At 66.6% G+C, this 24,591-nt stretch carries 23 protein-coding genes; 11 read left to right on the top strand and 12 right to left on the bottom strand.

All coding sequences use genetic code 11. The annotated features are described in order from the left end of the window. Positions 1–100: 100 nt before the first annotated feature. Genes VGM71_RS02145 through VGM71_RS02130 form a run of 4 tightly spaced genes read left to right on the top strand, consistent with a single transcriptional unit; the run spans position 101 to position 4,150 of the window. Positions 101–979, top strand: a complete 879-nt coding sequence (locus VGM71_RS02145) for a glycosyltransferase family 2 protein (protein ID WP_331542135.1) — start codon at positions 101–103, stop codon at positions 977–979. After that, positions 976–2,190, top strand: coding sequence for an O-antigen ligase family protein (locus VGM71_RS02140; protein WP_331542133.1), 1,215 nt, complete (start codon positions 976–978; stop codon positions 2,188–2,190). The genes VGM71_RS02145 and VGM71_RS02140 overlap by 4 nt, the downstream gene beginning before the upstream one ends. After that, positions 2,187–3,014 carry a glycosyltransferase family 2 protein gene (locus tag VGM71_RS02135; protein ID WP_331542132.1) on the top strand — a complete coding sequence of 276 codons (828 nt, stop codon included), beginning with the start codon at positions 2,187–2,189 and terminating at the stop codon, positions 3,012–3,014. Before VGM71_RS02140 ends, VGM71_RS02135 begins: the two co-directional genes overlap by 4 nt. Next, positions 3,011–4,150, top strand: coding sequence for a glycosyltransferase family 4 protein (locus VGM71_RS02130; protein WP_331542131.1), 1,140 nt, complete (start codon positions 3,011–3,013; stop codon positions 4,148–4,150). Before VGM71_RS02135 ends, VGM71_RS02130 begins: the two co-directional genes overlap by 4 nt. On the opposite strand, the gene rsmB is transcribed toward VGM71_RS02130, so the two are convergent. Genes rsmB through def form a run of 3 tightly spaced genes read right to left on the bottom strand, consistent with a single transcriptional unit; the run spans position 4,108 to position 6,878 of the window. Next, positions 4,108–5,430, bottom strand: coding sequence for a 16S rRNA (cytosine(967)-C(5))-methyltransferase RsmB (gene rsmB / locus VGM71_RS02125; protein ID WP_331542130.1), 1,323 nt, complete (start codon positions 5,428–5,430; stop codon positions 4,108–4,110). The two genes, VGM71_RS02130 and rsmB, sit on opposite strands and share 43 nt — an antisense overlap. After that, the gene (fmt, locus tag VGM71_RS02120; RefSeq protein ID WP_331542129.1) at positions 5,427–6,371 is read right to left on the bottom strand and encodes a methionyl-tRNA formyltransferase; all 945 of its coding nucleotides are present in this window, start codon (positions 6,369–6,371) and stop codon (positions 5,427–5,429) included. The genes rsmB and fmt overlap by 4 nt, the downstream gene beginning before the upstream one ends. A gap of 3 nt (positions 6,372–6,374) precedes the next feature. After that, positions 6,375–6,878: a peptide deformylase gene (gene def / locus VGM71_RS02115; protein ID WP_331542128.1), complete on the bottom strand. Its 504-nt coding sequence runs from the start codon at positions 6,876–6,878 to the stop codon at positions 6,375–6,377. A 182-nt stretch (positions 6,879–7,060) separates the two neighbouring features. Between def and VGM71_RS02110 the strand changes: the two genes are divergently transcribed. The 6 genes from VGM71_RS02110 (at position 7,061) to purD (ending at position 15,516) form a co-directional block, all read left to right on the top strand. After that, a complete protein-coding gene (locus VGM71_RS02110; RefSeq protein WP_331542127.1) occupies positions 7,061–8,215 on the top strand; it encodes a LysM domain-containing protein in 1,155 nt (384 codons plus the stop codon). 205 nt (positions 8,216–8,420) lie between these two features. Next, positions 8,421–9,566 (top strand): DNA-processing protein DprA, encoded by a 1,146-nt coding sequence (gene dprA, locus VGM71_RS02105; protein WP_331542126.1) that lies wholly within the window; start codon positions 8,421–8,423, stop codon positions 9,564–9,566. 96 nt (positions 9,567–9,662) lie between these two features. Next, a complete protein-coding gene (locus tag VGM71_RS02100; RefSeq protein WP_331542124.1) occupies positions 9,663–12,197 on the top strand; it encodes a DNA topoisomerase I in 2,535 nt (844 codons plus the stop codon). 1 nt (position 12,198) lies between these two features. After that, positions 12,199–12,768, top strand: coding sequence for an L-threonylcarbamoyladenylate synthase (locus VGM71_RS02095; RefSeq protein ID WP_331542123.1), 570 nt, complete (start codon positions 12,199–12,201; stop codon positions 12,766–12,768). Positions 12,769–12,782: 14 nt separating this feature from the next. Beyond that, positions 12,783–14,150, top strand: coding sequence for an AMP-binding protein (locus VGM71_RS02090; RefSeq protein ID WP_414675074.1), 1,368 nt, complete (start codon positions 12,783–12,785; stop codon positions 14,148–14,150). A gap of 82 nt (positions 14,151–14,232) precedes the next feature. Then, entirely contained in the window at positions 14,233–15,516 is a 1,284-nt protein-coding gene (gene purD, locus VGM71_RS02085; RefSeq protein WP_331542122.1) for a phosphoribosylamine--glycine ligase, read from the top strand. A 12-nt stretch (positions 15,517–15,528) separates the two neighbouring features. Here purD and VGM71_RS02080 read toward each other — a convergent pair whose 3' ends face one another. After that, positions 15,529–17,319: an RICIN domain-containing protein gene (locus VGM71_RS02080; protein ID WP_331542121.1), complete on the bottom strand. Its 1,791-nt coding sequence runs from the start codon at positions 17,317–17,319 to the stop codon at positions 15,529–15,531. Positions 17,320–17,651: 332 nt separating this feature from the next. Between VGM71_RS02080 and VGM71_RS02075 the strand changes: the two genes are divergently transcribed. Continuing rightward, a complete protein-coding gene (locus VGM71_RS02075; protein ID WP_331542120.1) occupies positions 17,652–19,526 on the top strand; it encodes an MFS transporter in 1,875 nt (624 codons plus the stop codon). 31 nt (positions 19,527–19,557) lie between these two features. On the opposite strand, the gene VGM71_RS02070 is transcribed toward VGM71_RS02075, so the two are convergent. The 8 genes from VGM71_RS02070 to VGM71_RS02035 all read right to left on the bottom strand — a co-directional run bounded on the left by VGM71_RS02070 (position 19,558) and on the right by VGM71_RS02035 (position 24,554). Continuing rightward, positions 19,558–20,424, bottom strand: a complete 867-nt coding sequence (locus VGM71_RS02070) for a beta-lactamase induction protein (protein WP_331542119.1) — start codon at positions 20,422–20,424, stop codon at positions 19,558–19,560. A 51-nt stretch (positions 20,425–20,475) separates the two neighbouring features. Beyond that, positions 20,476–21,459, bottom strand: coding sequence for an NAD(+) diphosphatase (gene nudC, locus VGM71_RS02065; protein ID WP_331542118.1), 984 nt, complete (start codon positions 21,457–21,459; stop codon positions 20,476–20,478). Positions 21,460–21,469: 10 nt separating this feature from the next. Continuing rightward, positions 21,470–21,853, bottom strand: a complete 384-nt coding sequence (erpA, locus tag VGM71_RS02060; protein ID WP_166699957.1) for an iron-sulfur cluster insertion protein ErpA — start codon at positions 21,851–21,853, stop codon at positions 21,470–21,472. 30 nt (positions 21,854–21,883) lie between these two features. Beyond that, positions 21,884–22,318 carry a polymer-forming cytoskeletal protein gene (locus tag VGM71_RS02055; protein ID WP_331542116.1) on the bottom strand — a complete coding sequence of 145 codons (435 nt, stop codon included), beginning with the start codon at positions 22,316–22,318 and terminating at the stop codon, positions 21,884–21,886. After that, complete coding sequence (locus VGM71_RS02050; protein WP_331542115.1) at positions 22,305–23,048, bottom strand: DUF6776 family protein; 744 nt, start codon at positions 23,046–23,048, stop codon at positions 22,305–22,307. Before VGM71_RS02050 ends, VGM71_RS02055 begins: the two co-directional genes overlap by 14 nt. 116 nt (positions 23,049–23,164) lie before the next feature. Then, on the bottom strand, positions 23,165–23,644 hold the full coding sequence (gene bfr / locus VGM71_RS02045; protein WP_331542114.1) for a bacterioferritin: 480 nt from the start codon (positions 23,642–23,644) through the stop codon (positions 23,165–23,167). Positions 23,645–23,747: 103 nt separating this feature from the next. Beyond that, complete coding sequence (locus VGM71_RS02040; protein ID WP_331542113.1) at positions 23,748–23,951, bottom strand: (2Fe-2S)-binding protein; 204 nt, start codon at positions 23,949–23,951, stop codon at positions 23,748–23,750. 57 nt (positions 23,952–24,008) lie between these two features. Continuing rightward, on the bottom strand, positions 24,009–24,554 hold the full coding sequence (locus VGM71_RS02035; RefSeq protein WP_331542112.1) for an RNA pyrophosphohydrolase: 546 nt from the start codon (positions 24,552–24,554) through the stop codon (positions 24,009–24,011). Positions 24,555–24,591: the final 37 nt, after the last annotated feature.

Raw genomic sequence — 24,591 nt, 5'->3', positions numbered from 1 at the left:
CGATACGCGTGGCTCCCCGACCCTGCTTTAGCGCGCTTTTGCCGAGAGAAAGGGCCCCGCGAGCCTTCATCCGTCATGAGCGAAGGCACGTAGAAACCGTATGGCGGCACCCACTGTTTCCCTGATGATCTCCACGTACAACTGGAAGGAGGCCCTGGCACTCGTGCTGGCCAGCGTTGCCACGCAACGTCACCTTCCGGACGAAGTGATCGTCACCGACGATGGCTCGCGGCCGGACACGGCCGAGCTGCTGCGCACGGTCGCCGCCGGTTTCCCCGTTCCGCTTCGCCATGTCTGGCAGCCGGACGACGGCTTCCGCCTGGCGCGCAGCCGCAACCGCGGCATGGCCGCGTCGCGGGGCGACTACCTCATCCAGGTGGATGGCGACATGATCCTGCATCCGGATTTCGTCGGCGACCACCTGCGCCTGGCGCGTCGCGGCCGCTTCCTGCAGGGGACGCGCATCCGCACCACCGAGGCCGAGACAGCACGCCTGCTCGCCGGCGGCGAAGCACGTTTCGGCTGGTTCGTGGATGCCTACTACCGCGTCGAAGGCGACAAGTCCACCTACCACTTCGGCCGGCGCCATCACACGATGCGCCTGCCGTGGCTGGCCTGGATCAAGGCGCGCTCGACGGGGCATCCCATGGGCTGCAACGTCAGCTTCTGGCGCGATGACGCGCTGCGCGTGAATGGCTACGACGAGCGCATGCAGGGCTACGGCAGCGAAGACCTGGAAATCGATATCCGCCTGCGCAATGCCGGGCTGCGGCGCAGCCAGATCAAGTTCGCCGCGCTGGCGCTTCACCTGGAACACCGCAGCGTGGCGCCGCCCGATCCCAGCGATCCCGAGCTGCCCAACAACAGGCTCCTGCGCGCCAGTCGCGAGGCACGGCTCGTGCGCAGCGAACTCGGCCTTTCTACGCACTTGGACGAATTCCGGGAGCCTCCCAACGACCTGCGCTCCATCGCACGATGACCCTGCCCGTATCGCACTCCGCTCCATCCACCTGTGTGCAGCCGGCCGGTCCATCCGCGATCGAGACCTGGCTCACGCGCATCGTCCTGGTCGGTTTCGGCTGGTTGATCCTCGGCATGGGCATCGCCCCGGCGGGCGTTTCATATAATCCAGGCAAGCTGTACCAGTACGCGCTGGCACTGACCCTGTGGCTGCCGATCCTCGCCTTGCTGGCCCTGCGCCCCCGACGCTGGATGGACTTCCTGCGCGAGCCGCAGATGGCGTTGACCGCGCTGTTTCTCGCGTGGGCCGGGGTCACCCTGTTCTGGAGCCATGTGCCCAGGGCTGCCGACGAGGTCGGCCACATCCTGACGATCCTGTTCTTCCTCTTTGCGTGGTATCGCGCGGTTGGCGAGAACGAGCGCGTGGTGATTCGCCTGTTATGGATCTGCACGATCAGCCTCGCCGTCGTGGCCCTGGTGGCAGGCATCGTGCGGGGCCTGCATCCGGCGGAAGACGGACGCCTCGCTGGCTTCGGTGTCATGGCCAACGCCAATCTCGCCGCAGGCGCCATGGGCGCGGCGGTCGTCTGGCTGTGGCCGCTACCGGCTCCGACGGCGCGCATGCGACTGCTCAAGAGCGCGGCGACGACCCTGCTCGTGGTGTTCATGTTGTTCACCTTTTCCCGCAGCGCATGGGCCGCGCTTGTCGTCGCGCTGATCGTCCAGTTGCTATCCCGTGGCTCGCGTCGCGCGTGGCTTCACGCGGGCGTACTCGCGGTGGTGGCCATCGCCGCCACCGTGGTTGGCATGCCGCTCCTGATGGAGCGCGGCTGGTCGTTGCGTCCGGAGATCCTGACCAGGGGCTGGGAGCTCTTCGTCCAGCACCCCTGGTTCGGCCTGGGCCAGGGCAGCCCCTTCACGCTGGATGCCGGGGCGGAGACGCTTACCCACGCGCACAACATGTTCAGCCAGCTTGCCATCGAGCTGGGCCTCGTCGGCTTCCTGCTCTGGGTGGCGATCTGGCTGGTCCTGGGCTGGCGCGCCTGGACGTGCCGCCGCGAAACCATGGGGCAGGTCGTTCTGGGTCTGTGGGTATTCGGTAGCGTGCTCGTACAGTTCGACCTTCCTCACCTGGTCGATAGCCCGCGTCCCGGCTGGATGATGACCTGGATCCCACTGGCGATCAGCATGGCACTGGTCCGGCGGCCGCGTGGTGCGGAGCGCGGATGAAGGTCTCAGTGGTCGTCCTGACCTATAACTGGCCCTCGGCTCTCGGCCGGTTACTCGAAAGCCTTGCGACACAGACGCGACTGCCCGACGAAATCGTCGTCGCCGACGACGGCTCCGGCGCTGAAACCGCTGCGCTACTGGCCCGATTTGCCGGGCGGCTGCCGGTGCCGCTGCGTCACGTGTGGCAGGAGGACAAGGGTTTCAGGGCGGCGCGGGCGCGCAATCGCGGCATCGCCGCCAGCAAGGGCGACTACGTGATCCTCCTCGATGGCGACATGCTCTTGCACCCGTCGTTCGTCGCCGATCACCTGATGCTTGCCGAACGCGGGTACTTCCTGCAGGGCGGGCGCATCAAGGCGAACCATGAGGAAAGTGCCCGCCTGCTCGCTGGTGGACACCCGGTGTTCGCTCCCTGGGCCAGGGCCCATTTCCACGAGTTCGACGGCACCCGGCGCATCTATGCATTCCACCAGCCCTTCCTGGCGCGTTGGAAGGCGCGCTCTCGGCGCGGTGGCCGGGTGATGAGTTGCAACATGAGTTTCTGGCGCGACGACCTGCTCAAGGTCAACGGGTTCGACGAGCGGATGGAAGGTTACGGCGCCGAAGATCGCGAACTTGCCGCACGCATGGGCAACGCGGGCGTGCACCGCCGTCAATTGAAGTGGTCCGCGCTCGCCCTGCATTTCGAGCATGCGTCGCGCGCTCCGGTGGACGTCGACGACATGTCGTTGCCGAACAATCGCCTCTTCCGGCAGACCGTCGAGCAGCGGATCGTGCGTTGCGCTCAGGGCATCGACAGCCATCTGGCGGAATTTCCGTCGTGAAGATCCTTTACACGAACTTCCATGGCGGGGACGGTGGCGGCCATACGACCTACCTGGTCAGCCTCGCACGCGGCCTTGCCAGTCGCCACGAGATCCATGTCGCCGCGCCGTCCGGCAGCCGGTTGAATCGCGAAGCACGCGAGTTGTCCGATGTGCACGTGCTCGACCAGCCTTATCCCAATGGCCTGGGACGTCTTCCCGCCCGCTGGCGCGCGCGCCGACAGCTGGCCGCCTATCTGAGGGAGCATCGTTTCGACGTCGTCCACGTCAACGGCTCGGCCGATCATCGATTGGTAATGGCGGCGCTGCGCGGCATGCGTCCACGCCCGGCGATCGTCCTCACCAAACACAATTCCAAACCGATGACGGGTATCGGCCACGCCTGGCGCTCGCGCTTCGGCACCGACCAGGTGATCGCCGTGTGCGAGTTCGTGCGCCGTCAGGTGCAGGCCTCGGTCTATGCGCGCTGCCGCGTGGCGACGGTGTTCAACGGCGTGGACATAGAGCGTTTCTCGCCGCGCGCGGCCGACCCTGCACAGCGCGCGGGCTGGCTCGAACCCGGGGCGGAAACCAGGCCGCTGCTTATCGGCAGCAATGCCGGCACCGCTCATTACAAGGGCTGGATGGACCTCGTCGAGGCACTCGCCCTGCTGGTGCCGGACCAGCGGGCGCGCGTCCGCGTGCTCCTGGCGGGCGGCAAGCCGAAGGCAGGCGACCTGGCCCGGATCGAGGCGCTTGGCGTCGGCGCGCAGCTGCATTTCACCGGGCGGCTCGACGACGTGCGGCCCATGGTCGCCGCACTGGACGCCGGCTTCGTACTGTCCTGGGACGTCGAAACGATTTCTTTCGCCTGCCGCGAAATGATGGCGATGGGCAAGCCCGTGCTGGTCAGCGATTACGCAGGCCTGCCGGAGAACATCCGAATGGGAGAGGACGGCTGGGTCGTTCCGGCACGCGATCGCGAAGCGATCGCCGACGCCTTGCGCCGCCTGCTGGACGAGCGCGATGCGCTTCCCGCGATGGGGCGTGCGGCGCGGATGCACGCGGAAGCGGAGTTCGGCATGCAGCGCTTCGTGGATGCGACAGAAGCCGTCTACGCGGCACTCGTCCGCGACTTTTTTTCCAGCAAGGCGTAATACATCCCGTCGAGGTCGCCGTCGCCCGGAAGGATCTGCCAGCCGATGGCCGCCGGCTGTCCCACGGGAAGCGACAGCGGTAAGGCCGAGGCGTCGGCGTGCCCCGAGAGGAACGCGCCCACCACGCCTTCATTCTCACGGCGCAGCAGTGAACAGGTGACGTAAAGCAGGCGTCCGCCCGGTGCCAGCGTTTGCCAGCATGCCGCGAGGATGCGCTCCTGCTGGGCCACGAGCGCATCGATGTCCGTGGCGCGGCGATGCAGGCGCACGTCGGGCCGGCGGCGGATCACGCCCGTGGCCGAGCACGGCGCGTCGATCATCACCCGGTCGAACGCGCGGCCATCCCACCAGCCCGCCGCATCGCCGGCATCGCCGACGACCACCTCCGCCTCCAAACCCAGGCGAGCGAGATTCTGCCGGATGCGCGGCGTGCGCTTCGCGTCGAACTCCACGGCTAGCAGGTCTACTTTCGCCCGCTCGAGCGCGTGGCAGGCTTTGCCACCTGGTGCGGCGCAGGCATCCAGCACGCGCTGTCCGTCGGCAAGGTCTAGCAGGTCGGCCGGGACCTGTGCGGCACCGTCCTGGACAGCGAAGAAACCGTCGTCGAACCCCGGCAAGCGGGTCACATCGGTGCTGTGCGGGAGCACGAGTCCATCGGCCAGCCAGGCATGGCGTTCCACGTCTTGTCCGGCGGCGCGCAGGCGCCCGGCAAGTTCGTCGCGCTCCGTCCGCCGCCGGTTGGCGCGCAGCATGAGCGGCGGCTCCGTATTGGCCGCGGCGAGCACGGCGTCCGCCTGGCCGGGCCAGTCTCGCGCGATCGCTTCGGCGAGCCAGCCCGGATGCGCATGCCGCGTGGCGGGGACGGCATCGAGCGCCGCCGACAGCGTCTCGCGCTCGCGTTGCCAGCGCCGCAGCACGGCATTGACCAGGCCGGCCAGGCGCGGTCGGCGCAACTCCCGCGCCGCTTCGACCGTCGCCGCCACGGCGGCGTAGGCCGGCAACTCGAGCACGTCCAATTGAACCAGCCCAGTGACCAGCAGTGCGTGGATCACCGGTTCGTTGCGCCGGATGGGTTTGTCGAGCAGGTGGTCGAGTGCCGCGTCGAAACGCGGCCACCAGCGCGCCCCGTCATGGAGCAACGCGGTGAGCAGGGCACGATCGCGCGCATCGGGAAGGCGCGGCAGGGCACGGTCGGCCACATCGCGAAGCGAATGGCCCGAAAGCGCGATCTCAGCCAACGCTTCGGCAGCCAGAGCGCGTACGGAAATGGGGCGGTTCACGAGGTAGCCTGCTTCAGCTCCGGCCGGGCATTCAGGTAATCCACCGCACCGATCCGCCGCCCGCCCGCGCGCTGCACGGCCGTGAGCCGCAGGGCGCCCTCGGCACAGGCCACGTCGATGCCATCGCGCGAAGCGGCGAGGATGCGGCCCGGCTCGGCGCCGGCGATACCGGGCACCGCCCGCGCCGACCAGATGCGCAGGCGTTCGCCGGCGATGTCGGCTTCGGCCACGGGCCATGGATCGAACGCCCGGACCTTGCGCTCCAGCGCGATCGCCGACTGCGTAAAGTCGAGGCGCGCTTCGGCCTTGTCGAGCTTGTGCGCGTACTCGACACCTTCATCCGCCTGCGCCAGAGGCGCGAGAGTCTCGCCCGCCATCGTGCGGCGCAGGCCTTCGGCAAGTGCTTCGGCACCAAGGGCGGAGAGACGATCGTGCAGGCTGCCGCCGGTGTCGCCGCCGGCGATCGGCGTGCGCTTTTCGATCAGCACCGGGCCGGTGTCGAGGCCGGCTTCCATCTGCATCAGATCGACACCGGATTCGGCATCGCCGGCGAGAATGGCGCGCTGGATCGGCGCCGCACCGCGCCAGCGTGGCAAAAGCGAGGCGTGCACATTCCAGCAGCCGAGACGGGGGATGGCCAGCACCTTGCGCGGCAGGATGAGACCGTAGGCGACGACGACCATGAGGTCCGGCGCGTAGGCGGCCAGACGAGCGCGATCGGCTTCGGCCTTGAACGACTCGGGCTGCTCGACCGGTACACCGGCGGCCAGCGCGGCTTCCTTCACCGGACTGGCGGCGAGCTTGCGGCCACGGCCGGCGGGCCGGTCAGGCTGGGTGTAGACGGCGACGACCTCCGCGCCGGAGGCGCGGCAGGCTTCGAGACAGGGAACGGCGAATTCAGGCGTTCCCGCGAACACCACCCGCAGGGAAGGGTTGGCCATCGGTCAGGCGCTGGCCTTGCGCTGCTTTTCCATCCGCTTGAGGAGCATGCCGCGCTTCAGCGGGGACAGGTAGTCAACGAAGACCTTGCCGGCGAGGTGGTCCATTTCGTGCTGGACGCAGACGGCGAGGGGCCCCTCGACGTCGATGAGGATTTCCTTGCCCTCGACATCCTGCGCGCGGACTTTGACGTGCAGCGCCCGGGTCACGTCGGCGTAAATGCCAGGGAACGAGAGGCAGCCTTCCTGGTAGACCTGCTGGCCGTCCTTTTCGAGGATCTCGGGGTTGATCAGCACCATGGGTTCGTCGCGGTCATCGCTCATGTCCGCGACCAGCACGCGCTTGTGCACGTCGACCTGGGTGGCGGCGAGGCCGACGCCGTTGGCGGCGTACATGGTCTCGTACATGTCGGCCACGAACTGCTTCAGTTCGTCGTCGAAGACGGTGACCGGCGCGGCCACGGTGCGCAGTCGCGGATCGGGGAATTCGAGGATGGCGAGGGTGGACACGGTGTCACCTTGAACGTTTACGGGCCGCTGCGGCGCCTCGTCCGCGAATTTGCGGGCAAATCGGCGAAATCCAAGCAGCGGCGAAGGTAGGATGCCCCCGTATTCTAGCGCGGGGCACGTATTGTGCCCATTAACGATTCGGTTACACTCGCGACAGCACCGGGGAAAGGGGAAAACCCGCCATGATCAAGAAGTTCGCCATGCTGCTTGGCGGCATGTTTTTCACCGTGGCCGCTTATGCGGCAGTGTCCCAGCTTCGTCCCGACCATCCCGACACCTATACGGTGCGCAAGGGCGACACCTTGTGGGACATTTCGGCGCGTTTCCTGACCAAGCCCTGGCTGTGGCCCGAGATCTGGCAGGCCAACCCCCAGGTCCGCAACCCCCACCTCATCTATCCCGGCGACGTGCTCAACCTGTCGATGCTGGGTGGCGGTCCGCGCATCGGCCTGCAGCCGCGCGTCCGCACCGACGGCGAGCCGGTCACGGCCATTCCGCTGAGCGAACTGCGCATGTTCCTGAAGGAACTGCGGGTGATGAACGCCGATGAAGTAGAGCAGTCGCCCTACCTGGTTGGCTTCGAGGAAGCGCACCTGCGTGCCACGCCCGGCAACAAGATCTATGCGCGCGACCTCGATGCCGCACAGGCGGGCCAGCGCTGGGCGATCGTGCGTCCGACCAATCGCTTCCGCGACCATGGGGGCTCGGAAGGTGGCCTCGACATGCTGAACAACCCCTCGCACGGTTCCTTCGTGGCCGACGAGCTGGACAGCAACGTGTCGATGGCCCCCAGCCCCTGGCGCGAGGACACGCACCACGACACCCACAACGGCAAGGGCGAAGATCGCGGCGTGGAGGTCTCGGTGATCGGTACGGCCGAGGTCATTGCCACCAACGGCGACATCACCAGCCTCGTGCTGGTGGATTCGACCCTCGAGATCCGCAAGGGCGACCGCCTGGTGCAGGTGGACGACAAGCCTTATGACCCCTATTTCTACCCGCATGCGCCGAAGTCGATGCCCGCCGACGCCCGCCTGATCGGCTTCACCGATGCGTTGAACGCGGTAGGCAGTCGCCAGGTCGTTTCCATCTCGGCCGGCTCCGTCGACGGTGTCGATAACGGCACCACCTTCACGGTGATGAGCCAGGGCGAGACGATCAGCGACGAGGTTTCCGGCAACTACAACCGCCGTGGCACCTCCCGTGAGGCGAAACTGCCGGATGAGTACGGCGGCCACATCATGGTTTTCCGCACCTTCGACCACGTGAGCTATGCCCTGGTGATGGACGCCCTGCGTCCCCTGAAGAAGGGCGACAAGCTGGTGCAGCCCGAGTAAACAGCCCGGCTTCGATGTAGGAGCGCGCCCTGCGCGCGACATGTTTTGAAGCCGTAGCCCGGAGCTGGCGCGCCAGTTCCGGGACTGGCACGAAAAACCGTCGCGCGCATGGCGCGCTCCTACGTGTGTCGCGAGCATCGGATGCCGACTCCCCGCATCGACCTGCTCCGACAGGAACGGAGTCCCGGTCCCCTAAACTGCGCGGATGACCGATTCCGACGACGACCTGCGCGACTGGCTGATCCTCCTGCGCATCCCGGAGTTCAGCGCGCGGCGCCTCCGCGAGGGCCTCGTCGCCCGTGGCAGCGCCTCCGCCCTGCTGCGTTGGCTGGGCCGCCATCCCGATGCCCTCGACGCCGAGAGCCGGGCCTGGATCGAGCGGCCCGACGAGGCCACGCTCGCCCACGACCTCGCCTGGCTCGCCGGTGCAGGCCAGCGCATGCTCTGCTGTACCGAGGAAGATTTCCCGCCCCAGCTCGAGGCTATCCCCGACCCTCCGGCCGCTTTGTTCGTGAAGGGCGATGCCTCGCTGCTCCTGCGCCCGCAGGTGGCCATTGTCGGTGCCCGGCGCGCCCAGGAACCCGGCCTCGCCAATGCCCGGCGCTTTGCCGCCGAACTGGCCTCGGCCGGTTTGCTGGTCACCAGCGGCATGGCCGATGGCATCGACGGGGCCGCCCACATGGCCGCCCTGGACGCCGGGCAGCCCACGGTCGCCGTGATCGCCACGGGGCCCGACCGGGTCTATCCTCGCAAGCACCACGCCCTGGCCCGGCGCATCGCGGAGCAGGGCGCCATTGTCAGCGAGTACCCGCCGGGCACCCCGGGCCTGGTGCACCAGTTCCCGCAACGGAACCGGATCATCGCCGGTCTGAGCCTCGGGGTGGTCGTGGTCGAGGCCGGCCTGCGTTCCGGCTCGCTGATCACGGCCCGCTGCGCGGGCGAGCAGGGACGAGAGGTATTCGCCCTGCCGGGCTCGATCCACAACCCCCTGGCTGAGGGCTGCCATTCTCTGATCGGCGAGGGCGCCCGGCTGGTCCAGCGCCCCGACGAGGTGCTGGCCGCGCTGGCGCCAGCCGCCATGGAACTGGGGATCGAACTGAGGGCCCGGCTGGAGCGGGACGGGGCCGTCGCCGGGGCCGGCAGGCGCAAGACCGGCCCCTTCGATTGGCGCCAGGATGAGGAATATCGCCGCCTCCTCGACGTCATGGGGTACGATCCCGCCTCCCTCGACGCCCTGGTGGGCACGACCGGCCTCTCCCCGGGGGCGCTATCGTCGATGCTCTTGATACTGGAACTCGAAGGCGAGATCGCGACCCTGCCCGGCAACCGTTACCAGCGCGTGGTCCGGTAGCCGCGGCTTGACAGCCATCCCGGCGATATGTTTCCAACTAAATATATACATACGCTGGGGTTCACTCGCCCCCGCGCTCCTCGGAATCGGTAACGCATGGCAAAGAACCTCCTCATCGTCGAATCGCCGGCCAAGGCCAAGACGATCAACAAGTACCTGGGAGCCGACTTCCAGGTGCTGGCGTCGTATGGCCACGTCCGCGACCTGCGGCCGAAGGAGGGCGCCGTCGACCCCGAGAACGGCTTCCGCATGGCCTACGAGGTGATCGACCGCAACGAGAAGCACGTGGACGCCATCGCCAAGGCGGCCCGCGCGGCCAGCAGCATCTACCTCGCGACCGACTTGGATCGCGAAGGCGAGGCCATCTCGTGGCACATCAGCGAGATCCTCCGGGAGCGCGGCCTGCTCGAGGGCAAGGACGTCCAGCGCGTGGTCTTCAGCGAGATCACGCCGAAGGCGATCAAGGAGGCCGTGGCAAACCCGCGCAAGCTCTCCCACGACCTCGTCGATGCCCAGCAGGCTCGCCGGGCGCTGGATTACCTGGTGGGTTTCAACCTCTCGCCGGTGCTCTGGCGCAAGGTGCAGCGCGGCCTGTCGGCCGGCCGCGTACAGTCGCCGGCCCTGCGCATGATCGTCGAGCGCGAGCTTGAAATCGAAGCCTTCAAGGCGCGCGAGTACTGGACGATCCAGGCCAGCCTGGTCCATCCGGAGGGTGCCTTCGAAGCCCGCCTCGTCAAGCTCCACGGCAAGAAGTTCGAGCAGTTCGATCTCACGAACGAAGCCGACGCCATGGCGGCGCGCGGCGCGCTGGAGAAAGCCGCCGCGGGCCGCTTCACCGTCGGCGACGTCACCAGCCGCGAGCGCAAGCGCCGCCCGGCACCCCCGTTCACCACCTCCACCCTGCAGCAGGAAGCCGCGCGCAAGCTGGGCTTCTCCACCAGCCGCACCATGCGCGTGGCCCAGGGTTTGTACGAAGGTGTCTCGCTGGGCAGTGAGGGCAACGTCGGCCTCATTACCTATATGCGTACCGACTCGGTGGCGCTGTCCGACGACGCCCTGGCCGAACTGCGCGACCTGATCGGGCGCGAATACGGCAAATCCGCGCTGCCAGACGGCGTGCAGGTCTACAAGTCGAAGGCCAAGAACGCCCAGGAAGCGCATGAGGCCGTTCGTCCGACCTCGGCCATGCGCATACCGCGCAGCGTGGCGTCGTTCCTCAACGACGACCAGCGCAAGCTCTACGAACTGATCTGGAAGCGCACCGTCGCTTGCCAGATGCTCCACGCCACCATGAACACCGTGTCGGTGGAATTCCCCGTGGGCGACTCCGCCTTCCGCGCCACCGGTACCACCGTGGTCGACCCGGGCTTTCTCGCCGTGTACGAGGAAGGCCGCGACCAGAAGAACGAGGACGAGGACGATCAGCGCCGCCTGCCGCGCCTGGCGCAGGGCGACGTGGTGCCGGTGTCGCAGATCGGTGCCGACCAGCACTTCACCGAGCCGCCGCCACGTTACTCGGAAGCCAGCCTCGTGAAGACACTCGAGGAATATGGCATCGGCCGCCCTTCGACCTACGCCAGCATCATCCAGGTGCTGCTGAGCCGTGAGTACGTCCTGCTCGATAGCCGCCGCTTCAAGCCCACCGACGTCGGCCGCGCGGTAAGCCAGTTCCTCTCCGGACACTTCGCCCAGTACGTGGACTACGACTTCACGGCCCGCCTCGAAGACGAACTGGATGCGGTCAGCCGTGGCGAAGAAGCCTGGGTGCCACTGCTCGAGCGCTTCTGGCAGCCGTTCAAGGCGCTGGTGGACGACAAGACCGAATCGGTCGATCGCAGTGAAGCCACCGGCGCGCGCGAACTCGGCAGCGATCCGAAGAGCGGCAAGCCCGTGTCGGTGCGCCTGGGCCGTTACGGCGCCTACGCACAGATCGGCAGCAAGGACGACGAGGACAAGCCAACCTACGCCAGCCTGCGCCCCGGCCAGAGCATGCACACCATCACCCTCGACGAGGCGATGGAGCTGTTCAAGCTGCCACGCACGCTTGGTCAGTCGGAGGCCGGCGAAGACGTCACCGTGGGCATCGGCCGCTTCGGTCCCTTCGTGAAGCAGGGCAGCACGTATGCCTCGCTCAAGCCCGAGGACGATCCCTACACCATCGAATTGCCGCGCGCGCTTCAGCTCGTGCAGGAGAAGCTCGAAGCCATCGCGAACCGCACCATCCTCGACTTCGGTAACGGGGTGCAGGTGCTCAACGGCCGCTACGGCCCGTACATCACCGACGGCGAGAAGAACGCACGCATTCCAAAGGATCGCGAACCGAAGAGCCTCACCGAAGCCGAATGCGCGGAATTGCTGGCGGCGGCACCGGTGAAGAAGCCGCGTGGCGGCCGTGCCGCCAAGAAGACGGCCACGAAGAAGGCCGCGGTGAAGAAGGTCGCCACCAAGGAAGCCACGGCCAAGAAGACGGCCGTGAAGAAGACCGCGACCAAGAAGGCCACCAAAAAGACGGCCGCCAGGAAGGCCACGGCGACGAAGTCCGCCGCGACGAAAACGGCCACGAAGAAAGCCGCCGCGAAGAAGACCGCGAGCAGCAAGGCGACGAAGACGGTGTCGCCCGCTGTCGATTGACATGCGCCGCTTTGATCCATCGACCGTCGACGCGGCCGCCACGGTCCTCCGCGACGGTGGCGTCCTCGCCTATCCCACGGAAGCGGTTTTCGGCCTCGGTTGCGACCCGCACGATCGCCATGCGTTCGAGCGTGTGTTCGCGCTGAAAGGGCGTCCGTCGACGCAGGGTGTCCTGTTGATCGCCGCGACATTCGAGCAGATCGAACGTTATATCGATCTCGCCTTGGTCCCAGGTGGCGTACTCGAGCAGGTGCGTGCCTCCTGGCCCGGACCGAACACCTGGGTCTTCCCACGGAGCGCACACGTTCCCGACTGGATCGTCGGTGCGCACGCGGGCATCGCCCTGCGCGTGACCGCCCACGGGCCGGCGGCGGCCTTGTGCCGCGCCTTCGGCCGGCCGCTGGTATCCACCAGCGCGAACCCCCACGGCGAACCCCCCGCCCGCGACCTGGCTACCCTGGAGCGCTACTTCGGCGACCGGCTGGATGCCACGTTGGACGCGCCCCTCGGCGGGCTCGACCGGCCGACGGTCATCCGGGATGCCCTCAGCGGCGTTATGATCCGCGGTTGAAGGGGGGATTGCCGTTGTCGTCGAACGTTCATGAGATCACCGGGCGCCTTGCTGGCGCGCCCTTGCCGTTGCTCGTCGGTGCACTGAGCCGGCCCGTTGCGTGGCGCGAAGGCCGCGCGGTCAGCGCCGGCACCTTCCTGGGCCATGTGCGCCAGGTGGCGGCCTTGCTTCCACAGGCCGACAGCGCGGTCAATCTTTGTGAAGACCGCTACGCCTTCCTCGTGGCCTTCGCCGCGCTCATCGTGCGTGGGCAGGCCAACCTGCTGCCGCCGTCGCGCGCGCCGCATGCCGTCGACGAAGTGATGGCGGGGCATCCCGGCTCCTATGCCATCGGCGAACAGCCGCTGTCCCCCGCGCCTGCCGGCTACCTGTGCATGCCGTCGCTGGACGACGATGTCGCGGTGGGTGGCGAGGTGCCGATGATTCCGGCGAATGCCGTGGCCGCCATCGGCTACACCTCCGGCTCCACCGGCAGGCCGAAGCCGAACATCAAGACCTGGGGCGGTTTCGTCGCCAGCAACGCGGGCAACGCGAACATGCTGGGCAAGGCGATCGGCGGTTCGTTCGACCTCGTCGCCACGGTGCCGCCGCAGCACATGTACGGCATGGAGATGTCCGTGCTGATGCCGCTGTTGTCCGAAGTCAGCGTGCACGCCGGGCGTCCGTTCTTCCCCGCAGACGTGGCGGCCGCGCTCGGCACGATGCCCGAGCCGCGCGTGCTGGTCATCACGCCCGTGCACCTTCGCGCCATCGTGGAATCGGGCGTGGCCCTGCCGACGCTCGCCGCCTTTGTCTCGGCCACCGCGCCGATGCCGGTGGACCTTGCCACGGCGGCAGAGCAGCGTTTCCGCGCGCCGTTGTACGAAGTGTTCGGCTCCACGGAAACCTGCGTCTTCGCCAGCCGCCGTCCGTCGGTAGAAGAAGATTGGACACTCTACGCCGGCGTGGCGCTGCACCCGCAACCCGACGGCACCCTGGTGGAAGCGCCACAACTGGCGGAGCCTATCGTGCTCGCGGACATTGTCTCGCTGCACGACGAGGGCCGCCGCTTCCGCTTGCGCGGCCGCAACACCGATCTGCTCGAGATCGCCGGCAAGCGCGCTTCGCTGGGCGACCTCAACCGTCGCCTGCTGGCGATCGACGGCGTGCGCGACGGCGTGCTGTTCCAGCTCGACGAGACGGACGCATCCGGCGTACGCCGCATCGCCGGATTGGTCGTTGCGCCGGGCATGACCGACCAGGCGGTATTGTCCGCACTGCGTCAGGCCATGGACCCGGTGTTCCTGCCGAGACCGCTGCGCATGGTCGACGCGCTACCTCGCAACGAAACCGGCAAGCTGCCGCGCGGCGAGCTGCTAGCCCTCATCCGCCCGGCGCTGTAGGAAAAAAGGACCGGAGTCAATGTGACTCTGACCCCTTTTTCTCCGGAGGTTAGAATAGGCGGCTCGACACCCGGAGAATCCCATGAAAGTCCTCGTCATCGGCGGCGGCGGGCGCGAACACGCGCTGGCCTGGAAGCTCGGCCAGTCCCCGCGCGTGGACGAGGTGATCGTGGCGCCGGGCAATGCGGGCACGGCGCGCGAGCCGGGGATGCGCAACGCCGCCGTCGCCGTCACCGATATCGACGGCCTGGTGGCGCTGGCGCACCGCGAGAATGTCGGCCTGACGGTGGTCGGTCCCGAGGTGCCGCTGGTCGCCGGCGTCGTGGATCGCTTCGCCAGCGAGGGACTGCGTTGCTTCGGGCCCACCGCTGCCGCGGCCCGGCTCGAAGGCAGCAAGGCCTTCGCGAAGGACTTCCTCGCCCGCCATGGCATTCCTACCGCGCACTACGCGGTATTCACCGAGCTCGCTCCCGCGCTGGCGCATGTCCGCGAAAAGGGTGCGCCTATCGTCATCAAGGCAGACGGTCTCGCCGCCGGCAAAGGCGTCGTCGTCGCAATGTCGCTGGGCGAAGCGGAAGCGGCGCTCGAGGACATGCTCGGCCAGCAGGCTTTCGGCGATGCATCCTCGCGCGTGGTAATCGAGGAATTCCTCGATGGCGAGGAAGCCAGCTTCATCGTGATCGCGGACGGCAAGCGTGCCCTGCCGATGGCGACCAGCCAGGACCACAAGCGCCGCGACGACGGCGACAAGGGCCCGAACACCGGCGGCATGGGCGCGTACTCGCCGGCCCCCGTGGTGACGGACGATGTCTCGGCGCGCGTGATGCGCGAGATCGTGGAACCCACGCTCGCCGGCATGGCGGCCGACGGCGCGCCCTTCACTGGATTCCTCTACGCCGGCCTCATGATCGACCGGAACGGCGCGCCGAAGGTCATCGAATTCAACGTGCGCTTCGGCGATCCGGAAACCCAGCCGATCATGCTGCGCCTTCGCTCCGACCTCGTGGACCTCGTCGATGCGGCCCTGGATGGCGACATCGACGGCGCGGCTGCGCATTGGGATCCGCGACCCTCTCTCGGCGTGGTCGTGGCCGCCGGTGGGTATCCAGGCAAGGTGCGCGCAGGCGATCCCATCGAAGGAACAGACATCGATTTCGGTCCCGGCGTGAAGGTGTTCCACGCCGGTACCGCCGAGGGACCGGACGGCCGTCCGGTCACCGCGGGCGGACGCGTGCTCGCCGTCTGCGCGCTGGGCGACGATCTCGCGTCCGCGCGTGCCCTCGCCTATGCGGCGGTCGGGCGCCTCCACTTCACCGATGCCTTCCATCGAAGCGATATCGCGCATCGCGCACTGGATCGCCGCTAATCGTATGACGAATCACAAACCCGTGCGCACAGGCAGGGGTTGCCAGCGTTCTTCCACGGTCACCGCGCTGTATTGCAGGTAGCTTTCGGGAATCTGGGGCGACGAGCCGGCGAGGTTGGGTATCACGTCTCCCTTGCTTGGCTTGTTCGGGTAGGACGACCATGGGCGCAGCAAGGCGTGGTACTGATTCGAGACTATTTCCTGATGGCGCTTCGGATCGAAACGGGCTCCAGGGATGCCGTCCCGGACGTGCAGACGCCACCGGTTGCCGCCCTCATAAAGCGACTGAAGACGATCGGCCGACCAGTGCCACTGCTGGTTCAAAGGGGTGCCCGAGCAGGCGGCCGCGTGCACGATGCCGCTGGATGGATCGGTGGTAAGGCACTGGCGACTTCCACGATTCCGATAGGTGTTGTCCGCCTCAAGGTACCATTGCTGCGCCTCCCCGCCGGGGCCCTTGCCGCACGTTTCCATGACGACGTCGAGCGCCTCCGGGTCGTGCTGCGACAGGCATGCGCCCAATCCATGCAGCGATTGCAGCCGGACGGTGGGTTGCCGGGTGAGGTATGCCGATCCCAGGTTTATCCGGCTTAAGAAGGAAATGGTCGCCTCGCGGTCGGGGCCTGCCTCCGACGTCTGCTCGAGGGAGTCGTATATGCGTACGTCGACGTCCGCTCGCGTGATGACATCGAGCCAACCCTCATAGGCTCCCGGCAGTCGCCACACGGAAGCCGTCTGCAATGTGGCGCGCCGCATCATGGGGGTCATCCGCCCAGTGGAATTGAGCGGTCCCTGGAGTCCGTCACCATCCTCGAAGTAGCTGACATTCCTTGCGATGTCCGGAGCGAGTGAAAAGGCCCAGGTCACGGCGCGGCTACCTTCATTGCCTTCGCGCGTGGAGGCTTCGACGAAGTAATCCTTCAGGGTCATCGAGACGGACAGTTGCTCCGTTCGCTCCTTGCCATAGTTGAAACCAAGCGCGATCTTCCCGAGATGAGGCGCACTGTTTTTCTCCAGTCCTTCGAGAACGTCGAAGGTTGCGCTGGCGCCGTAACTGGTCTTCACAGACACCGTCTCGTTGATCGCCCGTTCGATGGCGCCATCGGACTTCGGCTCGAACTCCTGGACGCCCAGGCGTACCGCCTGGCCCACGCCAGCCAGCTGGGTGGTGACCACGTAGCGGTTGGGTACGAACAGGGCATAACCCTTGCCGTCCGGCTGGAACTTGCCATTCCAGACCGCGCCGTTCTTTTCCGAAGCCTGGTCCACCTCGGTCGTTACCATCACCACCTTCTGGTCGCGACTGGCTTCGATGTCGCGAACCACGACGATATGGTGTCGTATCGCCCTACCGCCTTTGAACGACTTGTCCTGGTGAATTTCTACGCGGGGCACATAGCCTCCATCGCCGGGGGCATCACTGGCCGCCGCCGTGGCTGCGCGAGCCCTTCCTATGCGGGGGGCGGCCATCCGACCTCGTTCCAGCCATTCGTTGAAGGCGGCCTCGACTTCATCGAACGCCAGGTCCTCGTCCACCGTCTTTACGTCGAGCGACCCATCTTGGGAGCGCCGGTATGCCGATATCGCACCCGATGCCTCGAAGCCGAAAGTCGCCGCTTCTCCACCGGTCTCGTCCCCCGGGCCGGTCACCAGGATGACCGCGCCGCGGCCCAGTTCGTCCGCCACCCTGTGACGAACATCGACGTTGGATAGATCGCCGCGCCGGACCCAGGCGAGTGGCATGGATGGATTCGTCGACTCACTGAGCAGCGGCACCATGCCGTTGTATGGGGCAGTGAGCACGGCTGCCAGATCCCGTTGCTGCAGAAAAAAGGGGGGAGCGGGCGCGCCCGGCGGAGCGATGACGGTATTTGCCTCCGCCGCAAAAGGGGCAACTGCCGTCAGCGCCCATACGAAACATCGGATTTTCATCATCTGCCATGTCCTTGGCTTGTGAGGGGGGGAGGGAGCGCAGAGATTGGCGGACGCGCCCTTGGGCTGATGTCAGACTTTTCTGAATCTAGCGACGGTATCGACTGAACCGTGCTTGGGTGTGACCGGCGACATGTTCACGCAGGTAGGAATCGGTTAGGCCGCTTCGCTACACTGGACCGAAAAGACAGGATGTTCCTCGGATGTCGCAGTTCTCGTTGCTCGCCAAACGGCGATTCGCCCCCTTCTTCTGGACGCAGGCACTCGGTGCCTTCAACGACAATGCGTTCCGCAACGCGATGGTCATGCTGGTGGCGTTCCAGATGGCCTTGCCGGATGCCCAGGTATCGCTTTACACGAATCTGGCGCCTGCGCTGTTCATCCTTCCGTATTTCCTGTTCTCCGCGACGGCGGGTCAGCTTGCGGAGAAGTTCGAGAAGACGCGGATCATCCGATACGTGAAACTGTTCGAGATCGCCGCCATGACCATCGCGGCGTTCGGTTTCTTCACGCACCACGTGTCGCTGCTGCTCGTGGTGCTATTCCTCATGGGCGTGCACTCCACCGTGTTCGGTCCGATCAAGTATTCGATCCTGCCGCAGGCGCTGGAACGCAGCGAACTGGTCGGTGGCAACGCGCTGGTGGAAACCGGCACGCAGCTGGCGATGCTTGTCGGCATGATCGTGGGTAACTCGCTGATGCTGATCGCGGGCTACGGCACATTGGCGGCGTCGCTGACGACGATCGGCATCGCGTGCGTGGGCTATCTCGCCAGCCGCTCGATTCCACTGGCACCGGCGACGGCGCCCGATCTACGTTTCAACTGGAATCCGCTGAGCGAGACCTGGCGCGTGCTGAAGATCACCCACGAAGACCGTGCGGTGTTCAACGCGGTCCTGGGCATATCGTGGTTCTGGTTCTTCGGCACCGTGATGATCGCGCAGCTGCCGACCTACACGCGCCATGTGCTCGGCGGCGACGGCTCGGTCAACACGCTGGTGCTTACCCTGTTCTCGTTGGGCACCGGCATAGGCTCGCTGATGTGCGAGCGCCTGTCGCGCAGGCGCGTTGAAATCGGCCTCGTGCCGATGGGCGCGTTCGGCCTCACCGTGTTCGCCGTGGACCTCTACTTCGCACGTCCCGGCGTGACGCCGGGTGTCGCGCTGGACTGGACCGCGTTCATTGCGGTTCCGGGCGCGTGGCGGGCGATGCTCGACCTCGCCATGATCGGCGCGTTCGCCGGCTTCTACGTCGTGCCTCTCTTCGCCTTCGTGCAGAGCCGTGCGCCGCGCGAGCGGCTGTCGCGCATCATCGCGGGCAACAACATCGTCAACGCGTTGCTCATCTGCATCGCCTCGGGCTTCGGCATCGGGTTGACGGCCATGGGCCTGGACGTGCCGACGATCTTCCTGATTACCGGCATCGTCAACATCGCGGTGGCCGTGTACATCTTCACCCTCGTGCCCGAATTCATGATGCGGTTCGTCACCTGGGTGCTGGTAAACACGCTTTACCGCGTGAGTGTGGACGGTCTGAAGAACGTACCCGACGAAGGTGCCGCGCTCGTGGTCTGCAACCATGTGAGCTTCATGGACCCGCTGATCCTCATGGCGAGCGTGCGCCGGCCGATGCGCTTTGTCATGTATTACAAGATTTATGACATTCCCGTGCTGCGTTTCGTGTTCCGCACGGCGAAGGCCATTCCCATCGCGGGGCGGCAGGAAGATCCGGCCCTGATGGAGCGTGCGTTCGAACTCGTCGACCAAGCCCTGGCCAATGGCGAAGTGGTGTGCATCTTCCCGGAGGGTGGCATTACCCGCGACGGCAGCATCCAGAACTTCCGCCCCGGCGTGGACCGCATCCTGGCCCGCCGCCCGGTGCCAGTGGTGCCACTGGCCTTGCGCGGCATGTGGGGCAGCATCTTCAGCCGCCGCGACGGTACGCTGCGCCGCGCACGCCTGCCGCGGCGGTTCTGGTCGAGGATCGAACTGGTGGGCGGTGAGCCGCTCGCGGCGGGCGATGTCGATGCAGCCTCACTGGAGGCCCGCGTCGCCGAACTCCGTGGCGACAAAGCCTAGCGAGAGCCTGCGGCTCCCACCAAGCCATCGCTCAGGCGAACCAGGCGGCGAGGACGATAACGGCCACCACCGCCAGCCACACGATCAGAACACGGCGGATCACGCGGCGGGCGTCCTCGAGTTCGGCAATCGGATCGCTCACGTCCTGCACGTAACCGTCGCCGGCTTCCACGTCGGCATCGACGCCGGCGCGCGCCACGGCGCCCAGGAAATCCGGGTCCAGTCGCGAACGGGGGCTGCCCGAGGTGCGATGCCACTGCTTCCAGGCACCCGTGACGGCGTCGAAATCGGACACCAGCGCCATGGCGAACACCATCAGGTGCGCCGGGATCCAGTCCAGTGCATCGGCTACCCGGCGTGCGGCTCCGCGCGTGGCTATGTCCAGCACTATCGCCGTGTCGCGGGCGAGGATCTGCGCGAGGCGATAGCCTAGCGCACCGGAAGGGCCGAGCAGGAAGAACCAGAACAGCACGCCGAAGCGGCGGCGCAGCGCCCCGTAGAAAGCAGCTTCGACGAGCACCGGGGCGAACCAGCCCAGCGGCGCATCGTCGTGGCGCAAGGCGGCCACGGCTTCGTCCCGGCGCAAGGTATCGTGCGCATGCAGGACCGCGTCGATGTCGCTCTCGATCTCGCGAGGCCCCAGCGCATAGACGAGCACCGCGATGGCGAAGACCAGCCAGCCGAGGTCGAAAAAGGGCAGCGAACGAAGGATGCCGGCAAGAATGGCGCAGGCGATCACCGGCACGAGCAGCACCACCGCGACCCGACCGGGGCCTGAAAGATCGGCCATTCGCTCGACCCAGAGACGGAACCAGCGTTCGTCGCGCCAACGGGACAGCTGCGGCACGCTCCAGGCGATGACGAGGGCGACGAGTACGGCGAAGAGACGTAAGGCCATGACAGACACGATCCGCGGGTCGATGCCTGGATTGTAGGCGAAGGACGATAGTTAGCGGCGGGTGCTCGCCAGCAGTTGGTCGAGATCGACACCGCGCAGGCCGAGCCAATGCTCGATGAGGCGGTACGACACGGAAAGGGGCGGCGGCACGCCCAGCGTGCCCGAGGTCATGCCGTGCACGATATCGTCCACCGTGAACCAGCGGGCATCCTCGAGCTCGTCGTCGCGCAGGCGGATCTCGCGGGTCTTCGCCGTGGCGGTGAAGCCGACCATCAGCGAGGCCGGCAGCGGCCACGGCTGTGAGGAATGATAGGTGGCGTGCAGCACCTCCACGCCGGATTCCTCGCGCACCTCGCGCCGCACGGCGTCCTCGAGCGATTCGCCGGGCTCGATGAATCCCGCCAGCGTCGAATAGCGCCCGGCGGGCCAGCCACGCTGACGCCCGAGTAGGCACGCGTCGCCATCTTCGACGATCACGATGATCGCGGCGTCCGTGCGCGGGAAGTGCAGGTGGGCGCCGTCCGGATTCGTGCACTGCACGCGATGGCCGGAAGCCACCACGAGTGTCGGCGCGCCGCATCGGCTGCAGAAACGCGTGTGCCGTTGCCAGTGGGTTATGCCCTTCGCGTAGGCGAAGAGCCCGGCCTCGAACGCGTCGAGCACGAGGCCGCCCTCGCGCAGCGACATGCGCCGCGCGCCGGTCAGGGAAACGAAGAGCTCGGCCTGGGCCTCGTCCACGACGAGCGTGAACCAGGCGGCGCCGCCGGCAAGTCCCAGCAAGGTGGAGGGAATATCGCCGAAGCGCTCCGCGCGCATTTCCGGCGACATCCAATGCGGCGATTCGGCGTCCGCACGAATGAAGGCGTTGCCCTCGGTATCGAGGACGAGGAAGCGTGTATCCGGAAGCCTTTCCAGTTCTTCTACCCAGAGGCGATCGTCGCGACGCTCCGCCATGCGATCGATGTCGATGCCGGCGAAGACGTTCTCACGGGCACGCGTTGCCGCGGCCTTGTCGCGCTCCTGTTCGACGCTCACGCTCCGCCGCTCATGCGCTGAACGAAGAACCGCAGCCGCACGTGGTCTTCGCATTGGGATTGCGAATGACGAACTGCGAGCCGCTGAACGATTCGGCGTAGTCGATTTCCGCGCCCGTCAAATATTGCAGGGAGAGCGGATCGACGAGCAGGGTGACGCCTTCGCGCGCCACGGCGAGGTCGTCCTCTGCCTGCTCCTCGTCGAAGGTGAAGCCGTACTGGAACCCGGAGCAGCCGCCACCGCTGATGTACACGCGCAGCTTGAGGCCGGGGTTGCCTTCCTCTTCGATCAGCTCGTGCACCTTGCGGGCGGCGGCCTCGGTGAAGACCAGCGGCGCCGTGCCCGATCGGTAGTCGGGCGCGCCGCTCGGAGCCATGGGGAATGGGTTGTTCATGCCGACATAATGGCGCCGTTCCGGATCAGGTCAAGCCTCGTCGAGCACCGGCGCAGCCTCGATGGCCGCCTGGGTAAGCTGGCGGATGGTCTGCGGGGCCCTATGGACCATCTTGCCGTTCACCTGGGCGCCGGCGGCCATTTCCAGCACCTGGTAGTGCACGTCCCCGTCGATCCGGGCCAGCGGAGCCAGTTCCAGGCGCTCAGTGACGTGGACGTCACCCGTGACACCTCCATTGATCACGGCGTGGGGCACCTCGATGCGGCCGACGACTCGGCCGGTCTCACTAATGGTCAGCACCCCATCGCTGCCAGGATCGGCATGGATGGCCCCTTCGAGGGTGCCATCCAGGTGCAGCGCACCACTGAACAGGATGTCGCCACGCAGCGTGACGCCACGGGCGATGAGGCTGGTGGCGGAGGCGCTGACTGAGGGCGCCTGGTTCTTCCGGTTACTGTTGAACATCGTTGGCCTCATCGTTACGCAGGGCGTCGCTCCACGTCACCGTACCGGTGACCGGTTGATCGCCCGTGACATCGGCGACCAGACGCAACCGGGTTGGCTTGAAGCCTGCCGGCAAGGTGAAGCTGCCCTGGATCTGCTGGAAGTACTTGAAAGAGAAGGGAAGGTCGGTCGATTGGCTGCCTTGGCCGAGCGCCGGCCCTTCGAGCGTGGCGACCTTGTTGCCCTGGATACCCTCGACCGCGAGTTTCACCGAGCCCTTGATCACCTCGCCACGGCGGGCGTTCTGGGTGAGGGTCACCACGAGGTTCCACGCGTTGGCGGCACCCTTGACGGGAGTGCTGCGCGCGCCCTGGATCTTGAGCCCGTCGCGCTGACCGCCTCCGCCCACGAGACGCGAATAAAAGGCGAGGTCGGTGCGCAGGCCGCTGATCTCCTCGTCGCGCTCGGCGAGGTTCCGTTTGAGTTCTTTCGCGGCGACGTCGGCGACCTGACCCGCCCGTTGCAGGTTTGCCAGTTGCTGGCGGAGGTCCTCGTTATCGCCTTTCAGTTGCAGGCTGGCGCCGCGATCGGCGACCGCCGCGGGCACGCGCGCTGCGGCAAACCATGCCCCGAAGCCCGCCAGGAGCAGGCTGAGCACCCATCCGCCCACCAGGACGAGGCGCTTCCGGCGCTGGCGGGTCGCGTCCTCGAGCGTGCGCACGACAAACCGTGGCGGTGGGCGTGAAGCCATGGATGTTTCCGTGGAGGAGGCGTGAAGACCGCGATGGTATAGCCCCCGGTTCCTTCAGTGGTCAAGGAGCCGTTCCCTATAAACGAGGAAGGCCACCTTGCGCGGCGGCCTTCCCATTATTCGTGCAGCGAGCCCACCTTGCTGAGCATGTATCGCTCGGGTCCGATATCGGAAATCAGGCTGAACTGGGTCTCCAGCCAGTCGATGTGCTCTTCCTCCTGGCCGAGGATGAACTTGAACAGGTCACGGCTGACGAAATCGTGGATGCCTTCGCTATAGGCGATGGCCTCGCGCAGGTCCTTGGTGGCCAGCAGTTCGAGGTCGAGGTCGCCCTGCAGCGCTTCCATTACGTTCTCGCCGATACGCAGCTTGCCCAGGTGCTGGAGGTTCGGCAGGCCGTCGAGGAACAGGATGCGCTCGATCAGCTTGTCGGCGTGCTTCATCTCCTCGATGGATTCCTCGTACTCGTGCCTGGCCAGTTCGCTGTAGCCCCAGTCCTTGAACATCCGGTAATGGAGGAAGTACTGGTTGATGGCGGCCAACTCGTTGTAGAGGACCTTGTTGAGGTATTCGATGACCTTCGCGTCGCCCTTCATGAGGGATCTCCCTGTTGTGCGGGGGACGACTATACGTCGACCTGCCAAGCCATGACGTAACGAGAATGAAGGTGTTTCGCGTCCGCGAATGGACGCGCTGGCGTCAGGCCGGGGACGGCAGGAACGTCAGCAGCGGGCGCGCGGCCTCGACGGCGTCGCGCAGGCACTGGCGGGCTTCTGGCTCGCAGGCACCGCAGCAGTCCGAACAGCCCGTGCGGGCCTGGAGTTCGGCGAAGGATTCGACACCATCGGCCGCGGCGCGGCGGATGGCGTGGTCGGTAACGGCATTGCACATGCAGATGTACATGGGATTGCATTCGAACGCGAATGCGAACGATTGTCAACTACCGAATTGTGAAGGCGTTCAGGCGCCGGTGTCCCCAACCTGATGCAGGGTTTCGGTCTGCTGCGGGCAGCGGCCTACCTCGACCCGGCAGACCGTTTCGACCGTGGGCGCGAACTGGCGCAGGGCCCGTTCGTAGACCTGTCGCTTGAAATTGACCACGTGGTGCGCCGGATACCAGAAGTCGACCCAGCGCCAAAGGTCGAACTCCGGTTTCTCGCAGGCATCGAGCCGGAAGGCGTCTTCGCTGCAGGCGAGACGAAGGAGGAACCAGACCTGCTTCTGACCGATGCAGGTCGGCCGCTGATGGTGGCGCACGAAACGGCTGGGCAGGCGATAACGCAGCCAGCCCCGCGTTTCCGCAAGCACTTCCACATGCTGGGCGAGCAGGCCGGTTTCCTCTTCCAGCTCGCGGTACATGGCTTCCAGCGGCGTCTCGTCGCTGCGCATGCCACCCTGGGGGAACTGCCAGCCATCGCGATTGACGCGGCGCGCCCAGAACAGGCGGCCGTCTCCGTTCAGGAGCACGATCCCCACGTTCGGTCGATAGCCATCAGCGTCGATCATCCGCCCTCCGCGAGCCTGCTTCCGGCGGCAGGCCGGG

The sequence above is a fragment of the Luteibacter sp. genome (assembly GCF_036499525.1).
GTDB lineage: Bacteria > Pseudomonadota > Gammaproteobacteria > Xanthomonadales > Rhodanobacteraceae > Luteibacter.
Note: the sequence above shows the minus strand (reverse complement) of the source record. Positions and strands in the feature narration are given on the sequence as shown.

Bases quoted from the DNA above. Each gene is read 5' to 3' on its own strand.
- VGM71_RS02145 (WP_331542135.1), top strand. From the start codon at position 101: ATGGCGGCACCCACTGTTTCCCTGATGATCTCCACGTACAACTGGAAG.
- VGM71_RS02140 (WP_331542133.1), top strand. From the start codon at position 976: ATGACCCTGCCCGTATCGCACTCCGCTCCATCCACCTGTGTGCAGCCG.
- VGM71_RS02135 (WP_331542132.1), top strand. From the start codon at position 2,187: ATGAAGGTCTCAGTGGTCGTCCTGACCTATAACTGGCCCTCGGCTCTC.
- fmt (WP_331542129.1), bottom strand. From the start codon at position 6,371: ATGGCCAACCCTTCCCTGCGGGTGGTGTTCGCGGGAACGCCTGAATTC.
- VGM71_RS02110 (WP_331542127.1), top strand. From the start codon at position 7,061: ATGATCAAGAAGTTCGCCATGCTGCTTGGCGGCATGTTTTTCACCGTG.
- dprA (WP_331542126.1), top strand. From the start codon at position 8,421: ATGACCGATTCCGACGACGACCTGCGCGACTGGCTGATCCTCCTGCGC.
- VGM71_RS02100 (WP_331542124.1), top strand. From the start codon at position 9,663: ATGGCAAAGAACCTCCTCATCGTCGAATCGCCGGCCAAGGCCAAGACG.
- VGM71_RS02095 (WP_331542123.1), top strand. From the start codon at position 12,199: ATGCGCCGCTTTGATCCATCGACCGTCGACGCGGCCGCCACGGTCCTC.
- purD (WP_331542122.1), top strand. From the start codon at position 14,233: ATGAAAGTCCTCGTCATCGGCGGCGGCGGGCGCGAACACGCGCTGGCC.
- VGM71_RS02075 (WP_331542120.1), top strand. From the start codon at position 17,652: ATGTCGCAGTTCTCGTTGCTCGCCAAACGGCGATTCGCCCCCTTCTTC.
- VGM71_RS02070 (WP_331542119.1), bottom strand. From the start codon at position 20,424: ATGGCCTTACGTCTCTTCGCCGTACTCGTCGCCCTCGTCATCGCCTGG.
- erpA (WP_166699957.1), bottom strand. From the start codon at position 21,853: ATGAACAACCCATTCCCCATGGCTCCGAGCGGCGCGCCCGACTACCGA.
- VGM71_RS02055 (WP_331542116.1), bottom strand. From the start codon at position 22,318: ATGTTCAACAGTAACCGGAAGAACCAGGCGCCCTCAGTCAGCGCCTCC.
- VGM71_RS02050 (WP_331542115.1), bottom strand. From the start codon at position 23,048: ATGGCTTCACGCCCACCGCCACGGTTTGTCGTGCGCACGCTCGAGGAC.
- bfr (WP_331542114.1), bottom strand. From the start codon at position 23,644: ATGAAGGGCGACGCGAAGGTCATCGAATACCTCAACAAGGTCCTCTAC.
- VGM71_RS02040 (WP_331542113.1), bottom strand. From the start codon at position 23,951: ATGTACATCTGCATGTGCAATGCCGTTACCGACCACGCCATCCGCCGC.
- VGM71_RS02035 (WP_331542112.1), bottom strand. From the start codon at position 24,554: ATGATCGACGCTGATGGCTATCGACCGAACGTGGGGATCGTGCTCCTG.